The sequence below is a fragment of the Limisphaerales bacterium genome, assembly GCA_014382585.1.
GTDB lineage: Bacteria > Verrucomicrobiota > Verrucomicrobiia > Limisphaerales > UBA1100 > JACNJL01.
Window position 1 is genome coordinate 22,478 of record JACNJL010000067.1, and the last position, 11,669, is coordinate 34,146.

The 11,669-nt window shown below is 52.0% G+C and carries 13 protein-coding genes; 10 read left to right on the plus strand and 3 right to left on the minus strand.

Annotated features, from left to right (window positions below):
* The first annotated feature begins 19 nt into the window (after nucleotides 1-19).
* From H8E27_15620 to H8E27_15665, 10 genes are all read left to right on the plus strand, one after another.
* Nucleotides 20-784, plus strand: coding sequence for a HesA/MoeB/ThiF family protein (locus tag H8E27_15620; GenBank protein ID MBC8327046.1), 765 nt, complete (start codon nucleotides 20-22; stop codon nucleotides 782-784).
* Nucleotides 781-1,974 (plus strand): hypothetical protein, encoded by a 1,194-nt coding sequence (locus H8E27_15625; GenBank protein MBC8327047.1) that lies wholly within the window; start codon nucleotides 781-783, stop codon nucleotides 1,972-1,974. Before H8E27_15620 ends, H8E27_15625 begins: the two co-directional genes overlap by 4 nt.
* Before the next feature lie 5 nt (nucleotides 1,975-1,979).
* The gene (locus tag H8E27_15630) at nucleotides 1,980-3,134 is read left to right on the plus strand and encodes an FtsX-like permease family protein (GenBank protein MBC8327048.1); all 1,155 of its coding nucleotides are present in this window, start codon (nucleotides 1,980-1,982) and stop codon (nucleotides 3,132-3,134) included.
* Entirely contained in the window at nucleotides 3,131-3,757 is a 627-nt protein-coding gene (locus H8E27_15635; GenBank protein ID MBC8327049.1) for an ATP-binding cassette domain-containing protein, read from the plus strand. The genes H8E27_15630 and H8E27_15635 overlap by 4 nt, the downstream gene beginning before the upstream one ends.
* Entirely contained in the window at nucleotides 3,754-5,100 is a 1,347-nt protein-coding gene (locus H8E27_15640; GenBank protein MBC8327050.1) for a PQQ-binding-like beta-propeller repeat protein, read from the plus strand. Before H8E27_15635 ends, H8E27_15640 begins: the two co-directional genes overlap by 4 nt.
* Nucleotides 5,097-7,982, plus strand: a complete 2,886-nt coding sequence (locus tag H8E27_15645) for a PQQ-binding-like beta-propeller repeat protein (GenBank protein MBC8327051.1) — start codon at nucleotides 5,097-5,099, stop codon at nucleotides 7,980-7,982. The genes H8E27_15640 and H8E27_15645 overlap by 4 nt, the downstream gene beginning before the upstream one ends.
* A 31-nt stretch (nucleotides 7,983-8,013) precedes the next feature.
* Nucleotides 8,014-8,244 carry an antitoxin VapB family protein gene (locus H8E27_15650; protein ID MBC8327052.1) on the plus strand — a complete coding sequence of 77 codons (231 nt, stop codon included), beginning with the start codon at nucleotides 8,014-8,016 and terminating at the stop codon, nucleotides 8,242-8,244.
* Nucleotides 8,235-8,633 (plus strand): type II toxin-antitoxin system VapC family toxin, encoded by a 399-nt coding sequence (locus H8E27_15655; protein MBC8327053.1) that lies wholly within the window; start codon nucleotides 8,235-8,237, stop codon nucleotides 8,631-8,633. Before H8E27_15650 ends, H8E27_15655 begins: the two co-directional genes overlap by 10 nt.
* Before the next feature lie 223 nt (nucleotides 8,634-8,856).
* A complete protein-coding gene (locus H8E27_15660; protein ID MBC8327054.1) occupies nucleotides 8,857-9,015 on the plus strand; it encodes an addiction module protein in 159 nt (52 codons plus the stop codon).
* Between the two features lie 35 nt (nucleotides 9,016-9,050).
* A complete protein-coding gene (locus H8E27_15665) occupies nucleotides 9,051-9,446 on the plus strand; it encodes a hypothetical protein (GenBank protein MBC8327055.1) in 396 nt (131 codons plus the stop codon).
* Between the two features lie 175 nt (nucleotides 9,447-9,621).
* On the opposite strand, the gene H8E27_15670 is transcribed toward H8E27_15665, so the two are convergent.
* The 3 genes from H8E27_15670 to H8E27_15680 are packed head-to-tail and all read right to left on the minus strand — an operon-like array spanning nucleotide 9,622 to nucleotide 11,607.
* On the minus strand, nucleotides 9,622-10,380 hold the full coding sequence (locus H8E27_15670; protein ID MBC8327056.1) for a hypothetical protein: 759 nt from the start codon (nucleotides 10,378-10,380) through the stop codon (nucleotides 9,622-9,624).
* Nucleotides 10,377-11,129, minus strand: coding sequence for a hypothetical protein (locus tag H8E27_15675; protein MBC8327057.1), 753 nt, complete (start codon nucleotides 11,127-11,129; stop codon nucleotides 10,377-10,379). The genes H8E27_15670 and H8E27_15675 overlap by 4 nt, the downstream gene beginning before the upstream one ends.
* Nucleotides 11,130-11,169: 40 nt before the next feature.
* A complete protein-coding gene (locus H8E27_15680) occupies nucleotides 11,170-11,607 on the minus strand; it encodes a hypothetical protein (GenBank protein MBC8327058.1) in 438 nt (145 codons plus the stop codon).
* Nucleotides 11,608-11,669 lie beyond the last annotated feature (62 nt).

Here is an 11,669-nt window from a genome sequence, read left to right on the forward strand (position 1 = left end):
CCAAACCAAACCAAACCCAATGCCCAACGAAAACAATTTGCCCGAACTCACTGCCCTCGAGCAGGAAGTGTACTCGTGGCAAACCACGATCGAAGATTTTGGCGAAACCGGCCAGCGCAAACTCAAGGCGGCCAGTGTGATGGTGAGCCGCATTGGCGGCCTTGGCGGGTTGGTGGCGTATGAGCTAGCCGCTGCGGGCATTGGTAAACTCATCCTTGCCCATGGCGGAAATCTCCGGCCTTCGGATTTGAACCGACAACTTTTAATGTCCGAATCGGCGTTGAACACTTCGCGCATCGACTGCGCGGTGAAACGTTTGCGCGAAATCAATCCGCGTCTTGAAATTGTTTCCCTGCCTGAAAACGTCAATGAGACAAACGCCGCCGAACTTGTCGCCGCTGCTGAGGTAGTGGTTGACTGCGCACCGCTATTCGAAGAACGATTTTTTATGAACCGTGAAGCTGTGCGGCAGGGCAAGCCGCTCGTCGAATGTGCGATGTTCGAATTGGAAGCCCACATCACCAGCTTCAAGCCCGGTGTCACCGGTTGTCTTCAGTGCCTTTATCCTGAGAAGCCCGATTACTGGCAGCGGCGTTTCCCGGTTTTTGGCGCAGTGTCCGGAATGGTCGGCTGCCTCGGCGCGATGGAAGCTATCAAAATCATCGCTGGATTGGGCGAACCGTTGTACGGTCGCTTGTTGACGTGTGATTTAAAAATGATGAAATTTAACCAAGTGCGGTTACGTCCAAGGCCCGGCTGCCCCGTGTGTGGCGGACAAGGATGAAAAAACTGGCGACATGGTTGAGTATTGTGTTGGCGTTCGATGTATTGGCTTGCCGGTTCAATGTCCGCGATGTCGGCTTTGTTGATCTCGGTTCCGAAAAATATCAGCTTTTCATTTTCGTTCCGGATACCACGCCTGCTAGTGAAATGGACTCGCTCAAGTCCATCGCTTATGCAACGTACTTAGATTCTAACGTGAAAGCGGAAGTGCTTGCCGCCACCGTGGCAGCAAAGGGCGCAGCCTCTAAATTTTTGCCGCCAGATCTGAAACAAGCGCAAGCAGTTTTGGTTTCGGCGGACGGCAAGCAGGCGCTGCCGATTTCTTTGACGGCTGAAGGGAAGCCCTTGTCAGTTACCGCCTGGGATGGCTTGGAGTCGGTGTTTGATTCAAAGCGTCGCAATGCGGTTGTTTCGAAAATTTACGAACACTACGGCGTCATCCTTATCGTCGAAGGAAAAGACGGTGATGAAAATGCGCGTATTCGGAAGATGGCGGACACCGTTGTCGCGACCATCACTTCGCAGATGGATAAGCTGGAAAAGGAAATCCGCGAGCCGCCGGTGGTAGAGGTGATTTCTGCAAAAGAGCTTGCGAGCGAGAAAGCGTTTATGTGGAGCCTCGGCATTGATGCCATTGCCGAGACGCCGCAAGTAGCGGTGTTGTACGGGCGCGGCCGCATCATCGGGCCGGTGCTGCGTGATGCGCAATTGGATGAACGCGCGCTCACGGCCATCGTGAATACCATCGGCCTCAATTGCGAATGCGGGCTGGACCGCAAGTGGATGCAAGGCACGATGATCCCGCAAAAATGGGATGAGGATGTGCAGAAACAATTCGCCAATCACCTCGGGTTCGACCCCGAAAGCCCGGCTATCCGTATCGAGATGAGCCAAATTCTTTCCAAAGGCGGCAAAGGGGAGGGCGCAAATCGCCAAACTCAAATCGGCGGTACGCTCGATGATTTGCTGATGGGCTACCGCGAAGGCGCACTCAATCTTGCGAATGCCGAGCCCACGCCCACAAAACCGGAAACGCCCAAACCCACGCAACCTAAAGCGGAAACGTCCCAGTCGCCGATCGCCCAGCCGCGCGCGGGCTATTCATTTTTTGGCTGGATGATAATGGCCGGCGTGCCCATCCTCGTGGCCGGCGGCGTGATTTTACTGCTCGGCCATAAGCGCGATTCGTGAACCAAATGAATCCACTCAAGCTTATTCTCAAGGAGATGGGGCATCGCAAGGTGAACGCCATATTCGGTTTGTTGGCCGTTGCCGTTGCCGTGGGCGGTTCAATTATTTTTCATACCGCTTTCGCCGGAAGTCTGCAGCGCACCAAACGCATCCAGCGTGATATGGGCCAGAATCTTCGCATCGTTTCCAAGGACACCGACCTCGCGCATTTTTGGGATGAAGGTTATTCAAAAACTATGTTTCCGGAAAATTGGGTGCAAAGTTTCACAAATATCAATGACACCATCAACTACTCGCATCTCTCCGCCGTGTTGAAATGGGAGGTGCAATGGCGAGGCTCGCCCGCGATGCTTTACGGCCTCGCCCCGCGCGAAGTGGCGCCGCCCGGCCGCAAGAAACCTATTATGATTACGCCAGTGAAACTGGGCACCGTGCAGCTGGGAAAAACGCTCGCACAAATCCACGATGTCAAACGCGATGAACGCGTCACGGTCGAAGGCGGCAATTTTGAAGTCGCCCGCGTGTTGTCGGAAAAAGGCAGCGGCGCGGAGATTCGTATTTATATGCACCTTGCCGATGCGCAAAAAGTTCTAGGGCGTGAAGGGTTCATCAATGAAATTCAAGCGCTCGATTGCTATTGTGCCGACGAAACGCAGGACACCCTTGCGCTATTGCGCGAACAGCTCGAGCCCATCCTGCCGGAAGCGCAAGTTTTCCGAATGCAGGATATGGCCGAGGCGCGCGAAAAACAGAGGCGCGATATTGAGCAAACTTTTTCCACGCTAATGCCCGCAGTCATTATTCTGTGCGGCGTCATCGTTGGCGTGCTTGCCTTTGTGAACACCCGCGCGCGACGCCAGGAAATTGGCACCCTCCGCGCGCTTGGAAAAGGCAGCGGCGAGGTCGCCGCGTTGTTTCTCGGCAAGGCTTTGTTGCTTGGCGTGGTGGGCGCGGTGGGGGGCTTTGCGTTGGGTACGGGGTTGCTGTTTGGCTGGGGGAATGAAGTGCTGCAAATTTCACCCAAACTCATTGTTTGGGATTTCGAAAACCTTAAATGGGCTCTGCTGCTTGCGCCGGTGTTGACGGCTTTGGCGAGTTTTATTCCGGCGATGCTGGCGGTCACACAAGATCCCGCCGACACGCTGCGACACGACGGATGATTGCCTGCAAACAAGTCACCAAACGATTCGGCGCGGTCACCGCGTTGGCGCCGTTTGATTTGGAGGTGGCGTCTGGCGAATTCATTGCCATCAAAGGCGCCAGCGGAAGCGGGAAAACCACCTTGCTGCTGACGCTCGGCGGGATGCTGAGGCCGAGCGCCGGCACAGTGACTTTTGATGGTGCGGATTTGTATGCACAATCGCCTGCCACGCGCGCTAATTATCGGGCCACGGATGTGGGGTTTGTCTTTCAAATGTTCCATCTGGTGCCATATCTCGGCGTTGAGGAGAATGTGAGGCTCGCTGGGCGCAACGGCTCAATGACACAGCGACCGCGTGAGTTGCTCAAACAATTCGGCTTGGGCCATCGTCTGACGCACACGCCGGGCGAGCTGAGCGCGGGCGAACGCCAACGGGTGGCTTTGGCGCGCGCGTTGGTGAATGAGCCGCGTTTGATATTGGCCGATGAACCAACGGGGAATCTCGACCCTGAAAATGACCGGCAAGTGTTCGGGCATTTGGCGGAATTCCATCGCGCGGGCGGCACGGTGGTGGTCGTCACCCACGGTTCCACCGCGGATGAGTTTGCCGACCGCGTTGTGAGTTTGGAAACTGCTCCATGAGGTGTTTATTTTTATTTATCGGCCTCAGCGTTTGCGCGGCGGATTGGCCAACTTATCGAGCCGACACGTCGCGTAGCAGTGTGACGGCTGAGCAACTTACCATGCCGTTGCGTGAAGCGTGGGTGCATCAGCCTCTGCACGCGCCGCGTCCGGCGTGGCGCGGGCCGGCTAAACGCGATTCCTATAACAAGGTCGAGAACCTTAAGAATCGTCAGCTTTTTGACCACGCCTTTCACGTGGTTGTGGATGCCAAATCGGTTTACTTTGGTTCCTCCGTCGATGACCAGGTGCATTGCCTTGATGGTGCGACCGGCATAGAGAGTTGGTCATTCTTCACCGAAGGCCCCGTGCGGTTTGCGCCAACAATACATGGCGGCAAATTGTTTGTCGGCTCGGATGACGGCTATGCGTATTGCATTTCCACTGAAGGCAGATCGATTTGGCGGCAGCGCCTCGCACCCAGTGAGTATCGTATTGCCGGCAACAACCGGATCATCTCCGCGTGGCCCGTTCGCACGGGAATCCTCGTGCGCGATGACGTGGCGTACGCGGGCGCCGGGATGTTCCCCAGCGAGGGCGTGCACGTGGTGGCGTTCAGTGCTGCCGATGGCAAAGAGCAATGGCGCAACAAGCAAACTGAAAAACCCGCGCAAGGCTATTTGTTAGTTTCCGAGGACCGCGTGTACGTCCCCGCCGGTCGCGACAATCCGATGGTGTTCGATCGCACTAACGGCAGGCACTTGCGCACCGTGAAAGGCGGCGGGGGGACGTACGCGTTGATCACGGGCAACACCCTAATTTTCGGTCCCGGCCGAAAGGGTCATTTGGGTTTAGTGCAGAGTGAGAGCGATGATGTTTTTGCTAATTTTTCAGGTAATCATATGATTATTTCTGCTGAGAAATCTTATCTGCACGCGGACAAGGAATTGAGTGTGCTGGATCGTGTGCGTTATCTGAAGCTCGAAGGCGAACGCAAACAAGTCGATGCCGACCGCAAAACAAACGGCGCACTGCTCACTGAACTACGCAAACAGAAATCGCCCGATGTGCCGGCGGTGTTAGCAAAAGTTACGGCCGGCGGTCGGCGTCTCGATGAAATCAGCGCCGCGATGAAGGCGTGCTTTCTCTGGCGCGTGAGCTGTCTCCAGCCGCACGCACTTGTGCTTGCGGGGAATACACTTTTTGCGGGCGGTGATAATGAGGTTGCCGCGTACTCAACTGCCGATGGTAAACAAATCTGGACAGCCAAAGTCAATGGGGCCGCGCTCGGTCTCGCGGTGGCACACGGGCGATTGCTCGTCAGCACCGACAGGGGCACCATCTACTGTTTTACTGCGCAATGAAAAAAGGGGCCGTAGTTTTATTGTTATCAGCCGGTGCGATTCAATCCGCACTCGCGGCGGAAGACGGTTTGCTCCATCGCTGGCGATTCGAGCAGGCGAAGGATGGGGCGATTCCAGCAGTGGTCGGCGCACCGGCAAGGTACGGCGGCTCCGCCAATTTGGAAAAACAAGGCGGATTGGGGCGGCTGCGGCTTATGGGCACAGATAGTCGAGCGTGGGTGACGGATGATTTTAATTCAGTGAAGGTGCCCCAAAAATCCATCACCGTGGAGGCGTGGGTGAGTCCGGCGGCTCCGATGGCGTGGGGCTGCATCGCGGGCATCATTCAGGACAACGGCGATTACGAGCGCGGTTGGTTGTTGGGCTATCGTGAGCGGAAATTCGTTTTCACACTTTCCAGCGAGGGTAATCAAAAATTGGCCTACACGCGGGGCAAGACCGATTTTCAGGACAACCGCTGGTATCACGTCGTGGGCACGTACGACAGCGAAACCAAGGCTACGCGTCTCTATGTGAACGGCAAGCTGGAAGTGTCCGAGACACGCCATTCCGGTGCCATCAGTTATCCGCCGAAGGCCACCTTTGAGTTAGGCAATTATAAAGATGACAATGAGGTGTATCGCGGCAAAATCAGTTTGCACGAAATTTCCATTTACGAAAAAGCACTGGACGCCGCCAATATTGAGAAGCGTTTCAATGCGCGCAAAAATGAATTCCCTCTTCCGCCACAACCGCTGGAGTTCGTGTCGTCACCTCAATTGCGCTGGCAAAATCGCAGCACCCTGCGGATGGATTGGAAAACGGCTGGGGCAATGCCCGCGACTATTCGTTGGAAGCGCGCAGATGGCACTGGCGAACGGCTCATCGAACTGAGTGCTGCAAAACACGTTTCAACATTAATCACCAATCTTCCATCCGATGGCGATTATCGCTATCGCATCATTGCGAAAGGGAAGGGCAACGCGGAGTTCGCCAGCGAGTGGTATAAATTCGACACGTCATTTTTCTATCGGCTACCGGATCGGCCCAAGCGGCCTTCGCCATTCGCGAACGATGCGCCGATGCGCCGCGTGCAATCCGCTGCAAAACGCATCCTTTCTGAAACCAGCATTCGCCAAGGATACGCACTCGTGCTTGGCAGTGCGGGTGGACGGTTGGCCCACGAGCTGGCGCGGCAAACGGATTTGCAGGTGATCGTTGTTGAGCCGGACGCCGCCAAAGCCCAAGCCGCGCGCAAAGCGTTGAATGTAGCGGGCTTGTACGGGATTCGCGCCAGTGTGCATCACGGTAGCGTGGCCGATTTACCCTACGGCCCGTACTTCGCAAATCTCATTGTGTCGGGCAGTTTGCTTTTTGATGGAAAATTGCCGGGCGACAATGCGGAGGAATTATGGCGCGTGTTGCGTCCGGCCGGTGGCGTCGCAATGCTTGGGCACGCGGCCGGAGAATTGACTGCGGCGCAGTTGAAAAATTGGTTTAAAACTGGCCAGGAAGATTGCCAAATAACGGTTGATGGCAATGAAGTGTGGGCCACAGTGAAACGCGGCAAGCTCGAAGGCGCCGGCGACTGGACGCATCAATATGGCTCGGCGGACAACACGACCAACAGCCGGGATGATTTAGTGCGCGGCGAGATGGGGATTCTTTGGTGGGGCGAACCGGGCCCGCGGCCGATGCCCGACCGGGGCGGGCGAAATCCCGCGCCACTGGCGACCAATGGCCGGATGTTCATCCAAGGCGACCGCGTGCTGTTTGGGGTTGATGCCTACAATGGAACGGTGTTGTGGACGTTTTTTGCGCCCGAAATGCGTCGCTCAAATATGCCGCGCGATGGCTCAAATATGGTGGCCACGGACAATACGGTTTTTGTCACCATCGGAGGCGAATGCATCGCGTTGGATGCGCAGACCGGCCAGCGCCGCACGGCGGTGCACGCAGCGAAGGGTCGCGATTGGGGCTGGATCTCTGCGAGCCAGAAGCAGCTTCTCAGCACCACGGTGAAAAGGGATTCCAGTTACACAGCGGATTCAGGTGAGTGGTACGATGCATTTAGGCCGGGAGAAGTGGAGCGCGTGGTCAGCGATTCATTGGTGAGCCACGATGCTGCCACGGGCAAACAACAATGGGCGTATCGCGGCGGTGCGGTGATGAATTCCACCATCACGATCGCGGACGACACAATTTATTTTGTCGAAAGCCGAAATCCCGAGGTTGCCAAAGCCGCGACCAGCCGCCTGATGCCCGCGGAGTTAAACAACCAATACCTCGTGGCGATTGATCGCAAAACCGGCCGGAAGCTGTGGGAAAAGACGGTGGACTTTGCCAAGTGCGAAAATATGCTCTATCTCCTGCACGCCAAAGGAACGCTGGTCGCCACCGGCAGTGATCGGAAGCATATGTATTATAACCACGCATTCGACGTGAGTTCGCCAGCGCTGCGTTTTGGGACAGAAAAACCAGAGGTGCCCGAGCTATGGAAAAACAGTTACGACGCGCACAAAAAAGCAAAAGACAACGGACACGGCGAGCATATCCAGCATCCGTTGGTCATCGGCGAAACTTTCTTTGGCGACAGTCGTGCCTTCCATCTGCACACTGGCAAATCGCTGCCAATTCAGTTTCCCGAGCGACGCGGCTGCGGCAACATGGCCGCCAGTAGCCACAGCATGTTTTACCGCCACTACTTCCACGGCATCTGGGACATCGAGGCCAACAAAAAATCCGAACTCCAAGGCATTCGCAGCGGCTGCTGGCTCGGCATCATCCCCGCCCAAGGCCTTATGCTCGCCCCCGAAAGCAGCAGTGGCTGTTCCTGCACGCACTCCATCCAAACCTCCGCAGCGTGGGTGCCTCGTACGGTTTTGAAGAAGAAATCAAATTGACACAGTCTGTGCTCTGTGCAATGTTGTCTGTGTGAAGACAATAGCAGTATCAGAGACGGCTTATGAGCGGCTTGCGGTTTGGAAAAAAAGCCGAAAAGACACGTTTTCCAAGGTGATTGAGCGGATGGTGCCTGCAAAGGGCACATTTGATGCCGTGCTGGAGGCGACTGGAAATTTACCTGATTTGTCCGATGAACAGGTGGATTCGTTGGAATCAGCCGTTAACGAAGGCAGAAAAACATTGGATGACCCGTGGAAGTAGTGGCCGACACCACCGTGCTGATTGACCTCTTCCGCCATCGGCGGCGTCCGGAATCGTTGGCGGGATTGCGGCGAGCTTTGGGTGAATCTGCGGTTCTGCTGCCGTGGATTGTCCAAGCTGAGTATGCACGCGGCGCATATTATCAGGGCATCGGCCGCGAGGAATTGGAGCAGTATTTTCAGGCATACACCCCACTACCAATGAGTGCGGACGTGATTCATCTTTACGCCCAAACGTGGGCTGAGATGCGACGGCGCAAGCTGCAAATTGATTACCCAGATTTGTGGATAGCCGTGGCGGCCTTGCTCCGAGGCGTGCCAGTGATTACCCGCAACACCGCCCACTTTGAAAAGGTGCCGGGGTTGGAAGTAGTTGGATATAAAATTTGAGCAACGTGGATGATTTTTGGAGTGCGGTGGTAAGCGCAGCGCGACACCGCTTCTTGAAGGCGATCGATTAAAAGTACGAGTCCCTCCCGAAAAGCACCGTCGGCGTATCGCTTTGTCGGCGAACTCCAAAATGCTTGCGACAAATGGTGGATGACACTAGACTGAACTCACTATGACAGTATCGGATGTAAAGAATCTGCCAATAGATGAAAAACTCCGGATAATGGAGGCAATTTGGGTGGACTTAAGGAGCCGCGTGGAAAACGCTGCAATCCCTGAAGTCCACCGGAAATTGCTCGATGAACGCCGCGCAAGGGTGGGTTCCGGCGAAACCAAACTCCACGAATGGGGTGATGTTAAACTCACCATAAGAGGATCGTGAATCAATAGTCCCAACAATAAGAACTAACCTATTTTATGAATATTGAGATTCTTCAAGATTGTATAGATACATTCACGCTCGAGATCATTGATTCAGGGTTCAAGAGAGATCTGGATGACTTTATATCCAGCCTCCCCGCCTCACAGAACAATATATTGCCTCTTCGGGAGATTGGCGAAAAGGTTCTTTTAAATCTAGACCGAATATATGGGGGCGATTTGGCTGACTCCCTAAATGTTCTGCTGACGAGGGAAAAGTCGATTCCGTTCACTGAAGCACCCCATAATGAGACACTAAGAAATCTAGTTGACAATATTGAGATTCAGCAAAATGAATTTTTTAACCAACTGGCAGAGATTCTTAATGAGTTGCAAAGACAGATTCAGCAAAACATCGAGGAATCAGTGGAAATATTTTGTGTTTCGAGATAAAAAAATTGATTATTACTCTGCCTTGATTCAAACCTTTTTTCCATCCGTTCTTGTGCGGTTATTTTTGATGAATCACTCCCGGATTTCGGTCGCTTGCTTTGTCTTTTGGAAAACAGCAAAATTGCGCCTGTGATAATGACGCATAAAATTAATAGGAATCTCTTGAGTGTTGAGGTCATTTCATTTTAAACAGTCGTTCGGGAATAGAAAGTGGTGCCGTAGCATATTTGTAGGAATAATCCCTATTGACATAAATATTCCTTTTATTATTATTGTACCAAGTTTCACATTTGCGGACAAAGTCATCTGGGTTTTCTTCCCCGAAATTAACATTTCCTTTAAACGATTCAATTATCCTGCTAAGAATCACAGATTTGTTCGATTTAATTGAGCACTTCAGATATGCTTTAATGAAAACAAGGATGTAATCTGGATTATATTCAGTAAGCATTGACTCGATGGGGAAAGTGTATGCTTTTATTGGGCACTTGCTGGAGATTATCTTTACAAGGTCATCTGGGTTTTTCGAGATGATAGCCTCGCGAATCATTTTCCAAACAAAATGTTTATTCAACTCTTCGAGTTGATGGTAAGAACTGTTGGATTCCAGTAGTGACTTTCTCGTTGAATAAATAATCGATGGCTTTACTTCATCCCACGTGAGATCCATCGCATGGCAATGAATTCCCCATATAAAAGCATTGCTCTGTCCCTTCGGCTTGCGTTCTGTCTTGATTTTTTTTATGTTCGAATTCCATGATGTCCGCAAAGCATTAAAAGATTCATTATGGTCGATTTGGGAAGCTTTTGCTTGATTTAAGTATTGGTTCGAGACATTTTTGATTGTGTTATTGTTGCTTGAGTGGTTAGAGCAAGAACACAACACAGCAGTAAGCATTGGCCAAATAAATATTTTTGGTTGAACGGCTTTCATTCTGAAGGTTTGAACATCATTTCAGCGAGTGACGCAACATCAATAAACCAAGCTTTTCCAAATAGCCCGCCGACTACGGTGTTGGGATCGTTAAAGTTTGGAATTGGGACTTCTGGTTTTTGATCCCTGAAAATATCGATTCCAGGCTCTTTCAGCAAAGCGACAAACTCAGCTTGTGTTAATGTTTTTGGTTTGTCGTAATAACCCCAAAACAATCGCTTTCCATTTCCGTCATTACTCCCTAGTGCGATCACGTTTTCGCCCTGAGCTGCATAACCTTTGAAATGTTCCCTGAAAGCTGCAAAATTCTTTATGTATCCCAAATCACCCTTGTCGAGGTCTTTTTCATCGTATACTTTTTTTTCATTTTCTATGATTTCGTCAAGTGCTTTGTCAATTATGGGGTACCCTGGGGCCGCATTGCCTGTTGTGACTAAAATTTTCATAAACGACAATCCCAAATCATTAAAATTATCATTACCAACGTTCAGAATGATGGCGCGAGCATGAATTAAATAAATAGCCCTGAGACAATCCACTGTATTGGTTGTGCCATTGGCCCGGAAAAATTGGTTTACTGTTTCTGCATTGTTTTCCCCTGGGGGATAATTCGTTGGAATTAAATTCCCTTTCGGTCTAAATTGTTGCGTAGCTTTGAGTGTTTTGTCACGAAGATCCAATTCAAGGATTTTCAGCAAAGGGGCAATGCTGACGCTTTGGCCCATTTCTACTTCTGAACCCTCACTCATTTGCTTTACAATTTCCGGATAATCTCCGTTATTATAATTCTCAACGTTGTGACCTGTGATTACGTAAAGGATTAAAGCGGTTCGGATCCTTTGCGCCTAAGAATTCCGCCAAGATCGGCTCAATGTTTTCCTCGTTTGGTGGTGATGGTTTTGGTTCCTTAATCCCTTTGTCATAGTCAGATGGGAATGAAGAATTTTCCTCCTTGTATCTTTCAATGTCGTAATCGATCTTCTCCAGAGCACGTAGGGCGCAATGAGCAGGCGAGTCACCTCCAATCAGTAATGATGTTGGGTCAGGTTGGTAAATTTTGCCCTCTGGATTTTCTGGGGAATCTAGAGGAGTTGGATCTATCGGATAATTCGGGTCATTTGTTCCTTCGGGTGATTCTGGAGGATCGGGTTTGCCTTGGCATATCTGATTGATCGAGAGTAGCGTAATTGAGGCAGACAGGAGACTTGTTAACAGCGGATGCTTCATAGTATCAGTCAGGTTGGTTGATTCGGCGGTTTTGTCAACAAGAAAAATCGTGAAAGTTTCAT